Here is a 20,186-nt window from a genome sequence, read left to right on the forward strand (position 1 = left end):
GGACGTTGCAATGCAAGGCGACGTCCTCGGCTCGGAGGACCAGGCTTCGAGAGTCGGGTCGCGCCGTCGTCCGGCGTGAGGCCCGCACGCTCCTGCCTTGGTCTCCTTGACAGGGCGGGGTAGCGGTCGGATATGCTGCCTTTCCATGATGCGTGGGGGCGGCACGATGGGGTGGGGTCGGAGGTCACGGCGCTCCACGCGGAGGCGGTGCTCAGCGGCCCTCGGGGCTGATGACGCCGACAGGGCCGCGGTCAATGAGAGTTGCGGACCATGATAATTTACACCCACATGCACCATGACATGTCGTGCATCACAGCGGATTGCGATGTTGGGCGGAGAGAGGGTCGTCGATGTGCGTTCTCCGTGTAAGCGGGTCGAGGTTCGATCCCGAAGGCTACCTTCGGACGTCGAAGCTCCGACCTTCGATGGTGTTCGTGGCGGGCACGCCTCGCCTCATGACGAGACCGGACGGGATCAAGCACACGCACTCCGGCTTCGTCGTGACGGTGAGTGACGCGGAGTGGACGCTGCGGGACCAAGCGCATGACGCGTGCGCATTCCTGGATGTACACGAGGCGGAGCTCGCGACGCTGAGCTCCTGGCCCGAAGTCGAGGACGTGAGGCTCGATTTTCCGATTGAGAAGCGCGATGTCCTGGCGCAGTCCGAGTACTTTCCTCCCGAGCTCGTTCGTGCGGCCGGCCGCGCCGGCATCGGGCTCGAACTCTCGATTTACCTCTGCACGGAGGATGAAGAGTGAGCGCGACGCCGCCACGCCTGCGCGCCTGCGCTCTCTGCGACGAATGCGGCAGCACCTACTTCACCGATTCGTCGCAGATGGCCGGCCTTTGCGCCGAGTGTGCTCACCACCTATATGGGTACCCAGAGTGCGTTCACGCGTTCGCCGAGGGCCGCTGTTCACGCTGCGGATGGGACGGCTCGCGCTCCGCGTACCTCCGGGGCCGCCTCGGGGAGGAACGGTGATCCGCCAGGCCGGTCCCGTCCACGGCGTGCGATTGCCGCTCAACCGGCCGCTGGTGCTGACGGCCCAGCCGACACCGCGCCAGATCCAGGAAGGGTGGAACATCTGGGGAATCCCCTCATTTTGTGCCCGTATACAGCGGGAAATTGAACAGGGAGGCGGGGAGGCGGGGAGTTTTTCTGAGATTTTACTCCCCGCCTCCCCGCCTCCCCGCCTCCCCGCCTCCCCGCCTCCCCGCCTTGCGCGCGTGTGGCGTTATATCTTGAATATCGCCGACCCGGCGCAGCCCAGGGAGCTGCTGCAGCGGCTGCTCGCCGCGGCGGGACCGGAGGCCAAGGAGGAGATCGTGACCATCGCAGACTACCTTCGCGAGCAGGGCCGGCTGGCGGGCGAGCGGGGAGGCCGCCTCGAAGGGCAGCGAAGCACGTTGCTCAAGCTGCTCCGGCTGCGCTTCGGCGAGCTGCCGGAGCCGATCGTGGTGCGCGTCCGCGCAGTCGATGCCCGGCAGATCGAAAGCTGGACCGAGCGCGTCCTCACCGCGCCCACGGTCGACGACGTCTTGACCGAGCGCTGATGGCGGACGGCGGTCGAACCCCGGCACAGGCCCGACCCGTGCCAACCGCTCGTCGATGCGGCCGGACGAGCAGCCCCGGAGAGCCGATGCGGCAGGCAGGCGGCCCCCCTCACCGCGCCGCCTGCACCCTCACCACCTCGAGCTCACTCCTCCGCCCCACCCGGTACGTCCTCACCGGCTCCCCCCGGACGATCCGGTCGTGCTCGCTCCAGCGCGCGGCCTCCCCCTCTGCGATGCGCCGGGCGGCGCGCTCGGCGAGCCGCTCGGCGATGCGCTCCACCGCGCGGCGGACGTTCGCGCGCTGCGAGCGCTCGTCGGCGACCCGCACGGTGATCCCGCTCGGCCGGTGGTGCACCCGGACCGCCGACAGGGTCTTGTTCACGTGCTGCCCTCCCGGCCCGCTCGCCCGGCAGGCGGAGATCTCGATCTCGCGGAGGTCCACGCCCGCGCCTCCCCCCGCCCCTGCCCCGGCGCCGGCGTCCGCCCCCGCGGGGTGGACCGCCACCCCCGCGAACCACCGCTTGCGCGCCGCCCGCCCCCGCTCCGCGCTCTTCTCGACCAGCGCGTGCGTCCCGACCTCCCCCTCAAGGCAGCCCCGCGCGTCGCCCTCCACAAGGAGCTCGACCGAGGCCGGCGCGTCCTCGTCGCCGTGCACCGTGACGTCGACCACCGCGAGCCCGCGCTCCTCGCAGAGCGCCTCCATCCGCTCGGCGAGCCGCGCCACGAACCGCCGCACCTCGACCGGCCCCCGCCCCGCGCTGATCTGCACCCAGGCCCGGCTCATCGCTTCACCGTGAGCACCGGCACGAGCGGCGCGACCGCGGTCGCCAGGCCGGCGTCCACAAGGCTCTCGATCACCGGCTGGATCGGCTTGTACGCGTCCGGGTGCTCCTCGAGCAGCAGCGCCGGGTCGTCGCACACAACACGGCCGCCGAGCTCCGTGCGGGTGAGCTCGCGACGCCGGTACCTGGCCGCGATCTTCTCGCGCGCCTCGCTGCGCCCCATCTTGCGGCCGGCGCCGTGCGCGACCGAGCGCAGCCCGGCCTCCGCGTCGCTCGAGCGCATCACCCACGACGGCGCGCCGCGCGACCCGAGCACCACGGTGAAGTCGCTGCCCCGGGCGGGCGCGGCCCCCTTCCGGTGCACCCACGCCGGCTCGCCGCCCACGGTCTCGCGCGCGACGTCGTTGTGGATGAGGTCGAGCCCGCCCGCGATCTTCGACGCCCGCGAGGCGCCGAGCGCGCGCAGCATCCGGTAGGCGAGCAGGAACCGGTTCGCCTGCGCGAAGCGGCACGCGCCGGCCAGCTCGCCGAGGTACGGCTCGGCGGCGTCGCCCTCGAGCACCGCGGCCCCCCAGCGCTGCCCGAGCGCGCCGCCGAGCCCGCGCGAGCCGGAGTGGGCCAGGACGACGAGATCCCCGGCGGAGAGGCCGAGGGCCTCCGCCGCCGCCGGATCCCGAAGCGCGCCGACGCGGGCGACCTCGAGGAAGTGGTTCCCCCCGCCGACCGAGCCGAGCGCGGTCTCGTACCCCGCGCGGTACGGCGAGGCGTCGCCGCTCGGGCGCAGGCCGTCCTCCGGCTCCGCCGCCGCGAGCCGCGCGAGGGCCTCGGGCACGCCGTCGATCCCGGCGAGGCCGCGCGCGCCGTACCGCCAGACCTGCTCGAACACCGCCGCCGGGTCGCAGCCGTCGAGCGGGTCGTCCTCCATCGCCTGCCGGGCGCGCCGCTCGAGGAGGTCCGGCGCCATGCGGCCGATCGACGTCGCGACGAGCCGCACGCCGCACCCGGCGTCGCCGCCGATGAGCTGCGGGACGACGCGGTCCGCGAAGGCGAACGCCGCGCCGATCGGGATGCCCCGCCCCGCGTGCAGGTCCGGCATGCCGACGGCGCGGACGCAGCCAGGCAGCGCGGCGACGCGCGCGAGCTGCTGGACGGCGTTGCCCTCGAGCCAGACGTCGTCGCGGGCGACGAGGCGGGCGTGGGCAGGAAGAACGACGCTATCGGCGGGCGCTTTCATGAGATCTCCGTGGCGGGCGGCCAGCCCTTGGCGGGCGGCGAGGGGAACGCGGCGGAGACTTGCGGATCCCATGCCAGCGCGCGACCCGCTGCGGCGCCGGCAAAACGCTTCAACCTGGTGCATGGAGCACCAGATTGAGTGGTGCACAGTGCATCACATCTGGTGTACGGTGCATCAGTGAATCGCCTTCTCCTCACCTGGTCGGACGCGGGCACGCTCGGGCCGGCGCCGGCGCACCAGGGCCGCCGGCCGGAGGGCGATCGCGGGCCGGTGCTGCGGCTCCTGGACCAGGAGGAGAGCCGCTACGACGCCATCGTGGTCCTCACCATCCCGGCGGGCGAGGCGCCGTCGCAAGCGCTCGTCGAGCGGGCGCGGGCGCGGGCGCCGCGCGTCGAGCTCCGCGTCGTCGACGTCGACGATCCGTCGGACCACGCGAAGCTCTTCCGCGCGCTCGGCAAGCTCTCGGCGCAGCTCAAGCGCGCCTTTCCACAGGCGGCGTGGGCCACCGACGTCCTGCTCTCGGCGGGCACGCCGCAGGCGCAGACGCTCTGGGTCATCCTTGTGCAGGCGGGGATCCTGCCGGCGCGCATGCTCCAGGTCATCCCGGCGGCGTTCGTGCCGCACCCGCACCCGCGGCCGGTGCGCGAGGTGCGGCTGGACATCGAGGGCTTCCCCGAGATCCGCGCGCTGCGCGAGGAGGTCGTGCGCCTGCGGGCCGAGGCGCGCACCCGCGACGTGGTCCTCGTCGGCGAGAGCGAGCCGATGCGCCTCCTCCGCGCCCGGATCGCGCGGGTCGCCGCGACCGACGTGCCGGTGCTGATCGTCGGCGAGACGGGGACCGGCAAGGAGCTCGCGGCCAGGGCGATCCACGAGCACAGCCCGCGCGGGCGGGGCCCGTTCATCGCGGAGAACTGCGGCGTCTTCGCCGAGGGTGTGCTCGCGAGCGAGCTGTTCGGCCACGAGGCGGGCGCCTTCACCGGGGCCGCGGGGCGCCGGCGCGGCGTCTTCGAGCAGGCGCACGGCGGCACGCTGTTCCTCGACGAGATCGGCGAGCTGTCGCCGCGGGTGCAGGCCTCGCTCCTGCGCGTGCTCCAGGACGGGACGCTGCGCCGGGTGGGCGGCGAGGCGACGATCGAGCTCGACGTGCGCGTCCTCGCGGCCACGCACCGCGACCTCGGGGCCATGGTCGAGCAAGGGACGTTCCGCGAGGATCTCTATTACCGGCTCCGCGGCGCGATCATCGAGGTTCCGCCGCTCCGGGCGCGAGGAGGAGATATCGAGATCCTCATCGACGTGTTCCTCGACGAGGTGCGGGCACGGCGCAAGGGGCGCGGGCTCGAGGTGACCCGCGAGGCCCTGCGGCGGCTCCACCAGCACCCCTGGCCGGGCAACGTGCGCGAGCTGCGCGCCGAGGTGCTGAGGTGGGGCGTGTTCTGCGATCACGCGGTCGACGTGGGCGACCTCGCGCCGGAGATCGCGGAGCCGGCGGCGCGGCGACCGGCCGGCGGCGCGGACGCGCGGGGCGCGGAGGCCGGCGGCGAGGACGTCGCGCCGCTCGCGGAGGCGGTGGCGTCGGCCGAGCGCGCGGCGATCGGGCGCGCGCTCCGGGTGCATCGGGGCAACATCTCCCGCGCGGCGCGCGCGCTCGCCATCGACAGGAACACGCTCAAGCGCAAGATGGCGGCGTACGGCGTCCGCGGAGACGAGGCGGCCTGATCTTTCGGCGTGGGACGCCCCCTGGCGAGGTTCGAATCGGCCCTGAGGCTCGACGTGCACTTTCACCTGGACCGGGCCGCGGCTCGGAGACGTCCTCGAGAGCGAGTCGCTCGGGACCGTGGCGATAGCGCGCTCTCGTCCTTGTCATCCCCGTGATGGGAGGCCGACGCTGGCAAGGTAGGCTTCCAGAGCCGGTGCATGATCGGACGACACGATGGCGCCGATGTATCCGTCCGGCCGCACGAGCACCCAGTCGCCGAGCGACACGCCATAGGCAGCGCGGAGATGGCCGCCCTCATCGACAATGTCGCCGTGCGGCCCGACGGCGTGGATGTGAAGTCCGGGGCGCGGCTCGACGGCCGAGAGCCGGTCCAGCCCGTAACCCAGCAAGGTCCAGTGCGGACCCTGGAAGAGCTTGAAGAGCCGTGTCGGCATCCCCGCCACGCCGCGGACGGGCGCGTCCGGCGCTCGGTCGCCCGCGAGGACGCCGCCGCTGCGCTTCGGCTTTTCCATGGCCAGCGACGACTCCGGGTATCCCAGATCGAGCTGATGCACCTCGCGACCGCGGCGCATGACGCCTCGCTTGGCCGCCTCCAGAAGCTTCGTCGTCAGGCCGAGCACCTCCGCGGCGATCGGCCGGCGCTCCTCCTCGTAGGTCGCGAGCAGCGTCTCCGGCGCACCTGCCAGAACGGCGGCGAGCTTCCAGCCGAGGTTGTAGGCATCCTGCACGCTCGTATTGAGGCCCTGCCCACCCATCGGCGGGTGGATATGCGCGGCATCGCCGGCGAGGAAGACGCGCCCGTCCCGGTAACGGTCGGCGAGGCGCGCGTTCATGGTGTAGGCGGAGGCCCAGGAGACCGAACGGACCACGATGTCGCCTCGGCCCGTGCGGCCCGCGACCATCGCTGTAAGGCCTTCCGCGGAGAGATCGACATCGCCCTCCAGAGGAATCGGCGCCTGCAACTGGAACATGTCGGTGCCGGCGAGCGGGCACAGCGACATGTGCTTCTCCATCGACCTTTCGTTGAAGCGATGCCAGGCGTCCCTGCTGAGCCCATCCAGGACGACGTCGGCGACGACGGCGCGCACCCCCAGGGTCTTGCCGGGAAAGTCGATCGCGAGCGCGTGCCGTACGACACTGCGGCCACCGTCCGCTCCGACGAGATAGCGGACGCGGACGGTCTCCGCGCCCGTCGGGCCAGCGATGCGGGCGTTGACGCCCTCGCCATCCTGCTCGAAGCTTTTCAGCTCGCGGCCGAACTCCGGGTATTTCCCGAGCTCCGACAGACGCTCGCGCATCGCGGCTTCGGTCAGGAACTGGGGCACGAGGAGTGCCAGACGATAGGGCTCGCCAGGCGTCGGATCCTGAGGCTCCATGATCTGCGACTCCTCGTAGCCTCCGTCGTCGCGATACTCCCGCGGGGGTGGGTACAGGCCGCCGGTCGCAACGACACGGTCGAGGATGCCCAGATCCTCGAACACCTCCTGGCTGCGCGGCTGGATCCCTTTGCCGCGCGAGCCGCGAAACGGCCCGTCCAGCCTGTCGATGAGTCGGAACGCAACGCCCCGACGGGCGAGCTCGATGGCCAGGGTCAACCCAGCAGCACCTGCGCCAACGATCAGGACATCCGTCGAAAAATTAGATCCCACTGCGAGCTCCGCTATTCTTTGGACTGCGTTTCATATATGTGTATTATGCATATAGTTACGCCTCCCGAAGCGTCAAGAAATTTTGTGCAAAATACACGGATTACAAAAAAGAAGCTCCGCGAGCTCCACGGAGCCATGGTCGATCTGATCGCGCTCATGAACCAGCCGCAGCGCGATCAGGCGCTGCTCGCGGAGGCGGGCCTCTCCCTGGATCGAGCCCTCTTTCAGCTGGTGGTGGGGATCGAGCGCTTCGGGCCGATCGGCGTTGTCGAGCTTTCGGACCGAGCCGGGCGCGATTACACGACGGTCAGCCGCCAGGTCGCAAAGCTCGAGAGCCTGGGGCTGATCGAACGTCGACCCAGCCCAGCCGATCGTCGCATCCATGAGGCGGTGATCACCGACAAGGGGCGGCAGGTGACGGACGCCTTGGACGCCGCGCGTCAGAGGCTTGCGGCCCCTATCCTCGCCAGGTGGAGTGAGGAAGACTTCAGCGACCTGGTGCGCCTGATGCGCCGGTTCGTGGACGACTTGATGGCGCCGTCAAGCGGAACGGACAAGACCTGAGGGGCAGACCACGCTCCGCCTCGACGGGGTGTCGCTTCTGCAGCTCGAGCCCATCCCTCCTCGAAGAAGCACAGGACCACCAACAACGACGACGGACACTGGGCGCCTTGTAGCTCTCCATCGCGGGCGCTCACTCGCCTGGGAAGAGCTCCTCGGCCGTCATGTACTTCGCCCCGAGCGCTCGCGCGAACTCCCGGTCGCTTTCCATATCGCCGACCATCACCAGGTGCTCGCGCGCGAGCTGATGGCGCTGGATCAGCGATATCCCGAGCCCCGGCAGGGGCTTGCGGCAGAAGCAGCCGACCGGAAACGCCGGGTGCGGGCAGTACACGACCTCGGCCACGGGCAGGCCGAGGAGCTCGACCGTCCGCGAGAACGCGGCCAGGACAGCCTCCTCGGTCACCGATCCTTTCGAGATGCCGCTCTGGTTCGACACGAAGAAGAGCGTATATCCGTCGTTGACCCAGCGCTCCAGGACCGCGCGCCGACCGGGCAGGAGCTCGACGTCGTCGGGGTCGCGCGGGTAGATTTCGCCGCTCTTTGTCCTTCGCAGCGTGCCGTCGACGTCGAGGAGCAGGCCCTTGCCCGTGAAGAGCGGATCAACGCGCCGGGCAAACGGGATCTCCTCGACCACCGAGAACCCCTCATCCACGTGCGGCGCCTCAAAATTCGCGGCCCACCGCGAGAGCGCCTGCGGCGGCGGCAGGTTGGGATCCTCTTTGCCGAGCGCCTTCATGTCCTCCGGCCCGAGCAGCTTGCCGTGGCGCTCGAGGACGCGCAGGACGACGTTCGCGTAGGCCTCGTGGATGGGCGTGGCCAGGTACCGGCACCGGACCGGCACGCCGTGCGCGTGCGCCATCCGGAGCACCGCATAGCGCGACGCGCGCGTGCCGTACGTATTGTCGAGGACCACCCGCGTTTGCCCCGAGGAGAGCAGCTCTCCGAGCTTCTTGACCACGCCGTCGAGCGTGCCGCCGAGCTCATCGCGGTTCAGGCGCGCGTACCCTCTGGCCGTGTAGCGGGCGACCTCCGACGATTTGCCTGCCCCTTGAATTCCCATGACCACGACCACCTCGGGCGCATCGCCGGGGCCCTCTCCGGGCTCGAGCTTGCGCAGGCCGGCGGGAGCCACGGGGGGCGCGACCGAGGCCAGCACATCGGCCGTGGGCGCAAAGCTTGTCTTCGAGAGGTCGGCTCGATCGCGCGCGCCAAAGGGGACCCGGAGCGCGCGCAAGCAGGACTCGACGCTCGCCCGCCTTGTCGCCCCGAACAGGGGAAGGACCGGGGGGCCGAGATCGAGCAGGGCCGCGAGGGCCGCCTCCTGGGGCGTGATGCTGTGCCGCGCGGCGATGGGCTTGACCGCGCGGTTCTTGAGGAGGCTATCGACCTTGGCGTGACCGCCGAGCGGCCGGTGGGCGAGGAACGGGATGCCCATGTGCCTGGCGAGCTCGAGGAGGCCTCGGGCGGCGCTGCCGCGATCGAGGACGCTCAGCTCCTCCTGGATGGCCCGCACCGGAAAGTGCCGCTCGGCCTGGCGGACCACCGCGATGGCGGTATTGCTGAGGCCGAGGTGCTCGATGAGGCCCTCTTTCTGGAGCTCGGCGAGGGCGGCGAGGCTCTCTTCGAGTGGGGTCTTGGGGTCGGCCACGTGGAGGAGGAGCATGAAAATCCGCGAGACGCCGAGCGCCTTCAGGCTGCCCTCGACCGTGCGGCGCAGGTGGTCGCGGCTGCCGTTCGGGGCCCATCGCCCTTTGGGCCGGGTGAGGCCCGCCTTGGTGATAACGCGCACGTCGTCGCGCGGGCCGGACCAAGCGTCGAGCGCCTTGCAGACGAGGCGCTCTCCATAGTGGACCTCGCGGTCGGTGAGGCAGTAGGAGTCGGCGGTGTCGAGGAGGCGTATGCCTTGATCGAGGGCAACGTGGATGACGGCGGTCGCGTCCTCTTCCGAGGGGCGCCCCTCCGTGGCCAGCCGGAGCAGGCCGAGGCCGAGGGGAACGTCGAGGGGGCCTAGGACACCGTAGGGCGAGGGGGCGGGAGTCACGGAGACGCTGACGTAGCCAGGTCCGCGGCTCGATGCAAGCAATGGCCAGGAGATCCTTCACGGTGGCAGGGCCCGTTTCAATGGGCCCGACCCTCCTCCGCGCTGTTCTCCATGGCCGAGGCGAACCGACCTCTGGGCTCCGGGGCGGTGGGGCGCGGACGCCGCCGGAGAGTTCGCCCACAGCGCAGGATGCACCGCACCCGGTCCAGCAGAAGCGACGGAGGCGCCGCTAGGCGCTGCAGCGGGAGAGCGCGTGACGGAGAGCGTTCTGGAGCAGCCCGAAGGTCAGGAACGCCCCCTCCGCGCCGCCGATCTCGGTCATGGTCCGCGCGATCGCCGGCGAGATCCCGGAGACGAGGCACCGGCTGCCGAGCAGGCTCGCCGCGCGCACCACGGCGAGCAGGTGCGACACGGTCGCGGCGTCCACCGCGCTGACGCCGGTCAGGTCGAGGATCGCGAAGCGCGCCTGTGTCCGGACGATCTCGGGGAGCAGCCGCTCCATGATCTGCGCCGCCCTCGCGGTGTCCACGGCGCCGATGACCGGCAGCACGAGCACGCCCTCCCACGCCTGGATGATCGGCGTGGACATCGCGAGCATCGTCTCCTGCTGCTGCCGCAGCAGCGCCTCGGCGCGCTCGCGCTCGGCGTTCTCCTCGGCGAGCTGGCGGTTCTTGCGCTGGAGCTCCTCGGCGTCGCTCTCCCGGCGCTGGAGCGCCTCGCGGAGCTCCGCTTCCAGCCGCTTGGACGCCGTGATGTCCCTGACCGTCACCGCGACGCCGTCGTCGAGCGGGACGATCTGGTATTGCAGCCACAGGCTCTCGCCCCCGGGCAGCACGCTCTCCGTCTCCTGGAGGAGCCGCTCGCGCGTCCGAAAGACGCGCTCGTATTTATCGAAGAGCCCGGACTCGCGGACCGTGGGAAAGACATCGACGAGCCGCCGGCCGATGATCTCCTCGCGCGGCCTCGACGTCACCTGGCTCACGAGCAGGTTGGCCTCGGTGAACACGAAATCAACGGTCTCCCCCGGCTCGCCGACCGTGCGACGCAGCACGCAGAACCCGTCGAGGCTCCCGTCGATCGCCGCCCGGTACCGCGACTCGGCCGCGACCAGCGCCTCCTCGGCGCGCCTGCGCTCGGTGATGTTGCGCGCGACGAAATAGACGAGCTCAGCGTCCGGGTAGATCGCCGAGTTCCACTCGATCCACAGATACGAGCCGTCACGGCATCGATATCGGTTCACGAACGTCGCGGTGAAGTCGCCGGACAGCAGCTTCGCCGACGCGGTCACGGTGGGCTCGCGATCCTCGGGATGAATGAAGTCGAGGAAGGGCGTGGCCATGAGCTCTTCGCGCGAGAAGCCGAGCGTCCGCTCCCACGCCCGGCCGATGCGCTTGAAGTATCCGTCGAATCCGGCGATTCCCACCATGTCGACAGAGAGCTCGAAGAAGCGGTCGAGGTCGTCGATCCGAGAGGCTTCAGGCATGATGAAGAGCATGCCTATCACCTCCGCCGCGGGCCGTCGACCCCCTCGGCCAGGGGCCCCGCAGCGCGCCGCGCGATGGACGCAAGGCACACCACATCAGACCACGAGGTCATGGTGAGTGCGCGGCTGTCGCGCCCGCCGGCCGGCGCCGCCGTCGGGCAGGCGCGCCGCCGCCGGCGCCGGCACAGGCACAGGCACAGGCCGTGCGCGCTTCCGCGCCATCGCGCGGCGATCCCGCGCGCGCGTGCTGCGACGCAAGACCCGAAGCTTCCTCATCGAGCGCCTGTAGGAGCGAGCGCGCGCGGGCGGCGCACAGTCCCGCCAGGAGCTCTGACGCGCGGGACTGGAAGCTAGAGAGCCCGCATGAACGCCGTGAGGTCGGCCTTCTCCTGGGCCGTCAGCTTCGTGCCGAGCACGAGGTTGAAGAACTCCACGGTGTCCTCCAGCGTGAGCAGGCGGCCGTCGTGCAGATAAGGAGGGCTGTCCTTGATGCCGCGCAGCGGGAAGGTCTTGATGGGGCCGTCCGCCGTGGCCATCCGGCCGTTGATGAGCTCGGGCTTGAAGAAGCGCTCTGCCCGCAGGTTGTGCATCAGATTGTCGGTGTAGTACGGCGCCGCGTGGCACGTCCCGCACCGGCCCTTGCCGTGGAAGACCTGCTCGCCGCGGAGCTCCTCCGGGGTGGCCTTCGCGGGGTCGAGGCGCCCGTCCACGCCGAGCTTCGGAGCCGGGGGGAAGTCGAGGATCTCCTGGAACTCGGCCATCGCGTGCACCTGGTGCCCGCGATCCAGGATGTTGATCCCCTTCTTCACGGCGATGACGATATCGCCGTCGAAGTACGCCGCCCGCTGCTCGAACTCGGTGAAGTCCTCAACGGTCTTGAGCGCGCGCTGCGAGCCGAAGAGGCGCTGGATGTTCACGCCGCGCAAGGTCGGGGTGTCGACCCGGTGCCGGAACTCCTGCGGCCTCGTGTCGCCCACGAGGTGGGTCGCGTTGTTCGTGTGCCCGTTCGCGTGGCAATCGAGGCAGGCGACGCCGAGGCTGGCCTTCTCCGAGCGCCGGTCCGCCGTCGCGTTGAACTGCATCTGCGGGAACGGCGTGACGAGGAGCCGGAGCCCCTCGAGCTGCTTCGGCGTCAGGATGCCGTTGAAGAGCTCGTAGAAGTTGTCGATCGTGACGAGCTGCCCCTTGGAGACGTCGCCCAGGTCGGGCCGCGTGGTGAGATAGATGGGCGCCGGGAACTCGGAGATGAGGTGGTCCGGCAGGTCGAAGTCGAGATCGAAGCGCGTGAGCTCGCGCCCTGTCTGGCGCTTCAGCTCGTCGATCTGGACCTTCGGGAAGACCATTCCACCTTCCGGGTGGTTCGGGTGGGGCAGCGGCAAGAAGCCCCTCGGCCAGAGCCCCCGCTCCCGGATGGCATCCGGCGTGAGCGCGGCCAGCGCATCCCATGTGGCCCCGTTCGCGAGCTTCACGCGCACGCCGGCCTGGACGGGCTTGCCGCGCGACATGGTGACCCCCTGCGCAGGGCGGCTCGATAGGTCGTACCGCTCCTCGAGCAGGGTCTGATGGCGCTTCATCACCGCGGGCTTGTCAGCCTTCATCCGGGCGACCATCGCCGCGAACGGCTCCTTGTCCTCCACAGGCAGGTAGCTCGTCCGCGGCGCCTCGGGCCCGGGCGGAGGATTCGCGTTCATGGGCGCCCGCGGGCCGGCCGGCGCGATCGTCCCGGCCGTCGCCGGCGGCGCCTCCCGCAGGCCGGCAGGATCCTCCGGTCCCGCGCTCGGCGCCGAGGCGCAATGCACGAGGCCCAGCGAGAGCGCCGCGGTGCACGCCACAAGGCATGAGATATCCATTTTCTTCACAGGCATAAAAGCGCTCCTTCGCGAGGGATACGTCGACAGGGAACGGTCGACCAGGCGCTCCGGTCTCCGGTGCGCCGAGCTCGTGTCCGGCTCACACGAGAGGTCGGCTCGCCGGGCACCCAGGGCAGGCGCCATGAGCAATTCCGCCCTTAGGCGACTCTCGTGCCAGGGTCGCGTCCGCTGTGCGCGTCGAGCCTGACCCGGAGCGGAGCGCGGCGTCCGCCGCGCGAGACCGCTCTCTTTTGGCTCGGATCGGGGAGCTGGCAACCGGTCGAGCCATTCAAGCTGGCCGCATGCATGGGCTCCGGCGCGCGATCGGCTTCGCGCGGCAGCCTGGCAAAATGAGGCGGATTGCCACGGTGCGTGGCAGGGTGGCTCGCCCGGCGGAGCCGGGCGAGCTGAAAGAGGGGAGCTCGGACGGATGCCGTCCGATCAGCCGCCGCGCGGGCGCCTCTCCGTCGCGATGCGGACGAAGGGATCCTTGACGTCCCGAACGTCGAAGAAGAACACCCGATCCCAGCACGGCACGCGCTCGCGCTCCGACAGCGCGTACACCTCGCGTTGGGACAGGCTGCCGACGAGCTTCGCGCTCGACTGGCCTCTCAGGCTCCACCGGAACTCGTACGGGAGCAGGAGGCTTTCATCGCTGAACATGCCGCGCCGCTCGGTGAAGCTGGACCGCGCAGCCTCGGATAACTCCTGCGCGTGACGCAGGTTCGGCGCGACGATGTACGTCATCGCCAGGCCCTCCTCGAGGAGCTGCTGGTTGATGAGCCGACCTCCGGACAGGACATAGGCGAGGACGCGCCCGTAAGCGTCGCACGGCTGTTCGTCCGTCTGGATCTCGACCTCGGCGCCCTCGGGGAGCAGCTCGGCGAGCCGCGCGGACGCCGCCTCGGCCCAGCGGCCCTGCGAGGCGCCGAGGAAGTGCGTCTCCGGCGTGTCGATCGAGAGCATGCGGATGGGATGGTCCACGCCCCGTTCGTCGCGCACGTGGAGCGTGTCCCCATCCACCGTCCTGATCACCTCCGCGTGGAAGCTTTCGCCCGGCAAATCAGGCGCTCTGCGCAGCCTCCGCCTCCGGGAAACAAGGGACACGTAGCCGATGAACCTCCGGAATCCGGGAAGCAGTCCTGTCATCGCCCCCTCCTGTGCTGGATAAACTTCCAGAAACCACCGTTGTAGTTCGCTCGGACGTTCGCCCGGCCCAGGCGACCTGTTCCATGATGGTATGGCCCGAGGGCCGCCCGGCTGACAGCGCTCGCTACGCCTGATCCGGCGGCAGGAGGTGACCTGAAGCGCCGAGCGGTGGGAGGAGAGCAGGAGAGAATCAACGCAAAGGCGCAAAGGCGCAAAGGCGCGAGACAAAAAAGAGAATACATCTTGCCCTTCCTCTCTTTGCGCCTTTGCACCTTTGCGCCTTTGCGTTGAACTCTCTCCTTCTGCTCTTCTGTTCTGCTCCAGGCGCCCTTGGCCACCCAGATCCCGTCCCCGCAGCAGCCGCCGCCCCCGCTCCGGGATAGGGCTACGCTTCCTGCGCGCTTTCCCGTTACGATGACCGGCGCGATCGCTTCGGTAGATCGCGGCGGGGCATGAGACGTCTGCATGCAACCCCGCACTTGGCTCCCGGGGGCGAGGGCCACCGCGGCGAGGGAGGTCTCGGATGTCGTCGCACGAACAGAGGGAACCGGCCGGAACGCCGGCAGAGAAACGCGCGCTGGAGACGGGCGCAGAGCGGGCACGCCGCAAGCGCAGCCTGCGGTTCCGGCTCGCAGCCGGGGTGCTCGTGCTCGCCGCCAGCGTGACCGCGCTCCTCCTGACCCAGGAGAGGGCACCCACGAAGGCCAGCGCCATCGGCGCCCGGCTCGAGCTCTCCTCGGGAGAGGTCACGCTGGAACAGGACGACCGGCGGTCGACGGTGGTGTCCGGCATCCCCCTCCCGGTCGGGGCCGAGCTCGCGACCGGAAAGGGCGCGCGGGCGCTCGTGCGGCTCGCCGACGGCTCGGCGGTGTTCCTCCGCGCCGACTCGGAGGTCACGCTCGGCGCAGAGGGGCTCTCGCTCGCGCAGGGCGAGGTGTGGCTCGACGCCCCGCCCGAAGGGCGCGGCGAGCTCTCGCACGCGCTCGGAGACGTCCGGGTCACGGCCGCCGACGCCGGCCTGTCGATGAGGCGCTCGGGCGACGCCGTGAGCGTGTACGTGGCCCGCGGGCTCGCCATGGTCACCGCCCCCGGCGGGCGCGTCGAGGTGCACGCAGGGGAGCAGGTCACCGTCGCCGGCGGCGCCGCGCCCAAGGTCGCGCCGCTCGCCTACTGGGACGACTGGACCGGCGGCATGGGCGACCACCGGCCCCTCGCGGGCGAAGGCAGCGGCTCCGGCCGGATCTACGGCGTCGACCTGCAGGGCGCCCCCGGGACGCAGGCGCGCACGCTCGAGATCAGCCGGCAGGCCGTGCGCGCGGTCGTGCGCGACGGCATCGCCGAGACCGAGGTGGACCAGACCTTCTCGAACCCGGGCGGGCGACAGGTCGAGGGCTGGTATTGGTTCACCGTGCCCGAGCGGGCGCTCGTGAGCTCGTTCGCGGTCGAGACGAACGGTGCGCTCGTCGAGGGGGAGATCATCGAGCGGAAGGAGGCGGCGCAGCGGTACCAGGCCGCCGTGCAGAGCGGCCACGAGCCGGCGCTGCTCGAGTGGGTCGACGGGCGCAGCTACCGCGCCCGCATCTTCCCGGTGCCCGCGAGCGGCTCGCGGCGCGTGGTGCTGCGCTACGTGGAGATGCTCGGCGCGCCGGCCGGCAAGCTCGCCTACGTGTACCCGATGCGCTCGGCCGATCCGGTCCAGATCGGCGAATTCTCCCTCTCCGTCGACCTCGGGCAGGCCGGCCAGGGGATGAAGATCGCGACCCTCGCCGACGCGGTGATCGAGGACGGCGGGCGGCGGGTGAGCATGCGGCGGAGCGGCTACGCGCCGCGCGCGGACTTCCAGCTCGAGGCCTCCGTCAAGGAGAAGCCGTCGCCGCTGCGCATGTCGCGCTTCGCCGCGGGCGAGGACCGCGCCGACTACGTGATGGCCCGGTACGTGCCCGACGTGGACTGGGCCGAGCTCAAGGAGCTCCCCGCCGACCTTGTCGTCGTGGTGGACACGTCGGCGTCGGCCGACGAGACGGCGCGACAGCAGAAGGCGGCCGCGGCCGAGGCGATCCTGCGGGCGATGTCGCCGTCGGACCACTTCGCGCTGATCGCGCTCGACTCGGCGCCCGCGGTCCTGCACCCGAAGGAGGGGCTCGCCGAGGCGTCGGACAAGGAGATCTCCGCCGCGCTCACGCGGCTGGCCGAGCACGCGACCGGGGGCGCGACCGACCTCGGCGCCCTGTTCGAGTCGGCGCTCGGGCGCGTGCACGGCAAGGAGCAGCCGGCCGTCATCTACATCGGCGACGGGCTCGCGACGAGCGGCGAGGTGACGGGGGCGCGCCTCGCCGAGCGGCTGCGCCGCTCGCTCACGGCCTCGCGCGCGCGGTTCTTCACGGTCGGCGTCGGCGAGAACGCGAACCACGCGCTGCTCCGCGAGCTCGCGCGCGCCGGGGGCGGACAGGCGTTCCGGATCGACGAGGCCGAGGGCTCGACGTCCGAGGTGCTGCGCCTCGCCGGCGCGATCAAGACGGCGACCCTCACCGAGCTCTCGATCGACCTCGGCGCCGGGCTCGACGAGCCGATGCTCACCGCGAGCGGCAAGGTGTCGCGCGGCGAGGAGGTCGTGCTGCTCGCGCGCACGCACCACGCGCTGCCCGCGAAGGCGGTCGTGAAGGGGCGGCTCGCCGGCAAGGAGTACTCCCGCGAGCACCCGATCGAGCTCGATCGGGGCGTCGGGGCGGCGCTCGTGCCGCGCTTCTGGGCGGCCGAGAAGGTGCGGCGCCTGCTCGCGGACGGCGACGACATCGAGGCGCACCGGGGCAAGGTGGTCGAGCTCGGGCTCGATTACGGGCTGATCACGCCGTTCACGAGCACGCTGGCGCTCGAGAGCGAGCAGGCGTACCTGAACCAGGGGATCCGGCGGCGGCGCTCGCCGCTGCGGGGCGAGCGGCTGACGGCGCTCACGCCCGAGCGGGAGCGCGAGCTCGCGGCGCTGCTCGCGCCGCCCGCCGCGGCGGTCGCCTTCGGGTGCTCGAAGAGCGAGCCGGAGGGCGCGAGCTACGAGGAGAGCCCGGGGAAAGAGGGCGGCTACGCGCAGAGGGGGTCGGCGCCGGCGCCGATGATGGCGCCGGCAACGGCGCAGAAGACCGAGGAGCGGGACGAAGGCGCCGCGGCGGTCCCCGCGTCGCCCGAAGCCGCGCTGCCGGCCCCGCCGCCCGCGGTCCCGGCTGCAGCGGACGAGGCGGAGCAGCAGCCCGCGCCGCAGGAGCAGGGCATCGTGGCGCGCCGCGCGGACGCCCCGCGCGCGCGGCCCGCGTCCGCGAGGCCCCCGGTGGCCGGCGAGCCGGTGGCGCTCGGCGCGAACAGGGCCAGCGCCCCGCGCGGCGGCGGCGGGCCGGTCACGCCGGCCGCGGGCGCCACGCCCCTGGGCGCAGCGCTCAGGACGACTCCGGCGGACGCGCGGAAGCCGCCCGCGATCGGGACGTCCAAGCCCCCGCCGGTCGCGACGGCGCCGTGCAGCGACACCGCGCGGCGGCCGCTCGCCGAGCGCATCGTCGTCTGGTCGAAGCGCCTCGCCCGCGCCACGGCGGCCGAGCAGCTCATCGCGCGCTACGAGGGCGCGCTCTCTACCTGCGAGCTGCCGGACTGGCGCTCGAGGGCCGCGCTCCTCTCGCTCCTCCAGGCGAAGGTGTCCACCGAGGGCGGCGCCGAGGCGCTCCTCGGGCGCTTCGCCGGCGAGCCCGAGGCGCAGCGGTTCATCGCGCACGCGCTCCTCCGGCGGAGCGTGGACCCCGCGATCTCCGCCGCGGTGCGGCGCACGCTCTTCGGGGGCGCCGATCCGAAGGCGAGCTGGACGCTCATCGACGAGCGGCTCGCGGCGCTCCCGGCGGTGGACGACCGGCTCGCGCTGCTGCGGCAGGCGCTCACCGAGCGGCCCGACGACCCGGAGGGGGAGATCCGGCGGGTGCGCCTCCTCGCGGAGGCGGGCCGGAAGGACGAGGCGCTCGCCTACGGGCGGAGGCTGCGCGACCGCGGCTTCATGAGCCCGGGGCTCGCGCTGGAGCTCGGCGACGTGCTCGCCTCGAGCGGCTTCGAGGCGGACGCGCTCCGCACGTACTCCGAGATCGTCGAGTTCGATCCGACGAGCCCCGCGTCGCGCGGGATGCTCGGCGACGTCTACCTCCGGCACGGCTGGTACGCGGCGGCGTACCGCCAGTACACGACGCTCACGGACCTCGCGCCGGCCGAGCCCCGGGGATGGCTGAGGCTCGCCGCGGCGGCCGCGGGGAGCGGGCGCGTCGACGAGGCGCTCCGCATCCAGCGCAAGGTCGCCGCCGCCGAAGGCACGCCGGGGCCGGACGATCCGCGGGCGTGGGCGCGGCTCCTGTCGGCGGCGCGCATCGGCCGGCTGCTCGCCGGCGACGGCGCCGCGGCCCCGGCGGCCGGCGCCGAGGCCGAGAGCCTCACCCGCAAGCTGAAGGAGCTGCAGCTCTTCAGCGGCCCGGGGGCGCTGCGCGTCGTGCTCTGGGAGGACCACGCGGCGGAGCTCGCCCTCGCGGCCCGCGACGGCCAGGTGGACGCGGCGCTCGGCGACGGCCTCTTCGCCCCGGCGGTCGGGCTCGCGGCGGTGCAGCTGCCCGCGTCCGAGCTCGAGCGCCTCGAGTGGCGCGTGCGGTTCCGCAGCGATCCGCCGGGGAGGGACGTGCGCTTCATGGTGACGACGATCGCGTGGGACGGGACGTCCTTCCGGGTCGCGAGCGCGCCGGGATCGATCGGCGCGCGGGACCGGGAGGTGGTGCTGGCGAGCGCCGCGCTGCCATGATCGACGTCTCGCTGCTCGGCTGGCTGCTCGTCACGCTGACCTCGCCGCTGTCGCTCGTCCTGCTGATCGTGGCGCTCGGATCGGTGGCCTACCTCGGCGTGACCGCGCTCGGCGCCGCGCCCCCGCAGCGCGGCGCGCGCGCGGTCGGCACGGGCGCCGCGGCCTGCGCGCTGGCGGCCGGGATGCTCGGGCTGCGCGTGGGCGCGGGCGCGGCCGCGGCCGTCCCGACCGCCGCGGTGGGGCTCGCGGCGGCGGCGGCGCTCGGGGCGACCGCGGCGTGCGCGTGGACCTTCGGCGCGCGCGGCGCGGCGGCGCTCGGGGCGGCGCGGGCCCGGCGGAGCGCCGCGGCGCTGCGGGCGGGCGACGAGCGGCGCCGGCGGCTCGCGGCGAGCCAGCGCGCCTACGTGGAGGGCGACGACCTCGCCGCCGAGACGGCGGCGGCCGACGCCGCCGTGGAGCGGCTGCGCGCCGCGGTCGAGGCGCTGGCCGACGCGCGCGACGTGATCGAGGCGAGGCGCGACGCGGCGCGGGGGGGCGGCGCGATCGGCGACGGCGACGGCGACGAGCACGGCGCGCAGGGCGGACGGGGGTCGGAGCAGCGGCCCGAGGCGAGCGCGCTCGCCGAGGATCTCGCGCGGGCGTGCGACGAGGCCGCGCTGAAGGGCTCGATGGGCGAGCGGGTGCTCGCCGCCGCCGAGGCCGCGGCGCTGCGGGTCGCATGCAACGCGCCGCTCCGGCGGCTCCTGCGGCGGCGGCCGCGCGAGGCCCTGCAGGCGCTCGCGGCCCTGGGCGCGGGCGCGGTCGCGCCGGCCGCGGCGTCGATCGAGGCGTTCCTGGGCGAGGTGCGGGCGGCGCGCGCCGAGGTCGCCGAGATCGCGGAGCGGCGCGCGCCGGGCGGCGCGACCGACGCGGGCGCGGAGGAGAGCCCGGCGGCCGTGGCGCTGGGCGAGCTCGCCGCGATGGAGTCCGCCTACGGCGCGCTGCTCGAGCGGCTGCGCCTTTCGGAGCTCCACGCCTCGACGCGCGCCTCGGTGGAGCAGGTCGAGAGCGCCGCGGGCGCGCTCTCCGTGGCGGCGAGGGCCGCGGCGGTCGACCCGGCGGCGCTCGGCGCGCTCGTGACGGAGGTCGCGCGCGCCGAGTCGGCCGTCGCCATCGCCGCGCCGGAGGCCGGCGGCTCGAGGGCGCTCGCCGAAGCGCTCGCCGCGGGCTCGCTGGCGCTCGATCGGAGCGACGCGACGTCGCTGTCGGAGCTCATCGCGGCGTTGCGCGAGCTCCGGTGAGGCGGAGGCGGGAGGCCTCTCCTGAGATCGAACGCCGGAGGACCGGGACCCCCACGGGGTCCCGCCTCGCCGA

13 protein-coding genes are annotated in these 20,186 nt (G+C 72.5%); 6 read left to right on the forward strand and 7 right to left on the reverse strand.

Annotated features, from left to right (window positions below):
- Positions 1-455: 455 nt before the first annotated feature.
- On the forward strand, positions 456-758 hold the full coding sequence (locus tag WME75_RS36445) for a hypothetical protein (RefSeq protein WP_437480764.1): 303 nt from the start codon (positions 456-458) through the stop codon (positions 756-758).
- 220 nt (positions 759-978) lie between these two features.
- Positions 979-1,554, forward strand: a complete 576-nt coding sequence (locus WME75_RS36450) for a DUF4351 domain-containing protein (protein ID WP_437480767.1) — start codon at positions 979-981, stop codon at positions 1,552-1,554.
- 109 nt (positions 1,555-1,663) lie between these two features.
- On the opposite strand, the gene WME75_RS36455 is transcribed toward WME75_RS36450, so the two are convergent.
- Positions 1,664-2,338 (reverse strand): peptide chain release factor-like protein, encoded by a 675-nt coding sequence (locus tag WME75_RS36455; protein WP_437480770.1) that lies wholly within the window; start codon positions 2,336-2,338, stop codon positions 1,664-1,666.
- Positions 2,335-3,570 carry an RtcB family protein gene (locus tag WME75_RS36460; protein WP_437480773.1) on the reverse strand — a complete coding sequence of 412 codons (1,236 nt, stop codon included), beginning with the start codon at positions 3,568-3,570 and terminating at the stop codon, positions 2,335-2,337. Before WME75_RS36460 ends, WME75_RS36455 begins: the two co-directional genes overlap by 4 nt.
- A gap of 177 nt (positions 3,571-3,747) precedes the next feature.
- Here WME75_RS36460 and WME75_RS36465 point away from each other — a divergent pair, with 177 nt between their 5' ends.
- Positions 3,748-5,286 carry a sigma-54 interaction domain-containing protein gene (locus WME75_RS36465; RefSeq protein WP_437480776.1) on the forward strand — a complete coding sequence of 513 codons (1,539 nt, stop codon included), beginning with the start codon at positions 3,748-3,750 and terminating at the stop codon, positions 5,284-5,286.
- A 144-nt stretch (positions 5,287-5,430) separates the two neighbouring features.
- On the opposite strand, the gene WME75_RS36470 is transcribed toward WME75_RS36465, so the two are convergent.
- On the reverse strand, positions 5,431-6,936 hold the full coding sequence (locus WME75_RS36470; protein ID WP_437480779.1) for an FAD-dependent oxidoreductase: 1,506 nt from the start codon (positions 6,934-6,936) through the stop codon (positions 5,431-5,433).
- Between the two features lie 45 nt (positions 6,937-6,981).
- On the opposite strand from WME75_RS36470, the gene WME75_RS36475 reads away from it, so the two are divergent.
- On the forward strand, positions 6,982-7,500 hold the full coding sequence (locus WME75_RS36475; protein WP_437480780.1) for a MarR family winged helix-turn-helix transcriptional regulator: 519 nt from the start codon (positions 6,982-6,984) through the stop codon (positions 7,498-7,500).
- Positions 7,501-7,630: 130 nt separating this feature from the next.
- Here the strand turns inward: WME75_RS36475 and WME75_RS36480 are convergent, their stop codons facing one another.
- The 4 genes from WME75_RS36480 to WME75_RS36495 all read right to left on the reverse strand — a co-directional run bounded on the left by WME75_RS36480 (position 7,631) and on the right by WME75_RS36495 (position 13,858).
- Positions 7,631-9,541 carry an aldo/keto reductase gene (locus tag WME75_RS36480; RefSeq protein WP_437480783.1) on the reverse strand — a complete coding sequence of 637 codons (1,911 nt, stop codon included), beginning with the start codon at positions 9,539-9,541 and terminating at the stop codon, positions 7,631-7,633.
- 229 nt (positions 9,542-9,770) lie between these two features.
- Positions 9,771-11,036, reverse strand: a complete 1,266-nt coding sequence (locus WME75_RS36485; RefSeq protein ID WP_437480785.1) for a PAS domain S-box protein — start codon at positions 11,034-11,036, stop codon at positions 9,771-9,773.
- A gap of 338 nt (positions 11,037-11,374) precedes the next feature.
- Positions 11,375-12,715 (reverse strand): cytochrome B6, encoded by a 1,341-nt coding sequence (locus tag WME75_RS36490; protein ID WP_437494997.1) that lies wholly within the window; start codon positions 12,713-12,715, stop codon positions 11,375-11,377.
- Positions 12,716-13,315: 600 nt separating this feature from the next.
- Positions 13,316-13,858 (reverse strand): thermonuclease family protein, encoded by a 543-nt coding sequence (locus tag WME75_RS36495; protein WP_437480788.1) that lies wholly within the window; start codon positions 13,856-13,858, stop codon positions 13,316-13,318.
- Between the two features lie 688 nt (positions 13,859-14,546).
- On the opposite strand from WME75_RS36495, the gene WME75_RS36500 reads away from it, so the two are divergent.
- Positions 14,547-18,833, forward strand: coding sequence for a VIT domain-containing protein (locus WME75_RS36500; protein WP_437480791.1), 4,287 nt, complete (start codon positions 14,547-14,549; stop codon positions 18,831-18,833).
- Positions 18,830-20,113: a hypothetical protein gene (locus WME75_RS36505; protein WP_437480794.1), complete on the forward strand. Its 1,284-nt coding sequence runs from the start codon at positions 18,830-18,832 to the stop codon at positions 20,111-20,113. The genes WME75_RS36500 and WME75_RS36505 overlap by 4 nt, the downstream gene beginning before the upstream one ends.
- Positions 20,114-20,186 lie beyond the last annotated feature (73 nt).

The sequence above is a fragment of the Sorangium sp. So ce1014 genome (genome assembly GCF_051521505.1).
Lineage (GTDB): Bacteria > Myxococcota_A > Polyangia > Polyangiales > Polyangiaceae > Sorangium.

Excerpts from the sequence above, each read along its gene's own strand:
- WME75_RS36500 (WP_437480791.1), top strand. The coding sequence starts at position 14,547 with ATGTCGTCGCACGAACAGAGGGAACCGGCCGGAACGCCGGCAGAGAAA.
- WME75_RS36455 (WP_437480770.1), bottom strand. The coding sequence starts at position 2,338 with ATGAGCCGGGCCTGGGTGCAGATCAGCGCGGGGCGGGGGCCGGTCGAG.
- WME75_RS36445 (WP_437480764.1), top strand. The coding sequence starts at position 456 with ATGACGAGACCGGACGGGATCAAGCACACGCACTCCGGCTTCGTCGTG.
- WME75_RS36485 (WP_437480785.1), bottom strand. The coding sequence starts at position 11,036 with ATGCTCTTCATCATGCCTGAAGCCTCTCGGATCGACGACCTCGACCGC.
- WME75_RS36505 (WP_437480794.1), top strand. The coding sequence starts at position 18,830 with ATGATCGACGTCTCGCTGCTCGGCTGGCTGCTCGTCACGCTGACCTCG.
- WME75_RS36475 (WP_437480780.1), top strand. The coding sequence starts at position 6,982 with ATGCATATAGTTACGCCTCCCGAAGCGTCAAGAAATTTTGTGCAAAAT.
- WME75_RS36460 (WP_437480773.1), bottom strand. The coding sequence starts at position 3,570 with ATGAAAGCGCCCGCCGATAGCGTCGTTCTTCCTGCCCACGCCCGCCTC.
- WME75_RS36490 (WP_437494997.1), bottom strand. The coding sequence starts at position 12,715 with ATGAACGCGAATCCTCCGCCCGGGCCCGAGGCGCCGCGGACGAGCTAC.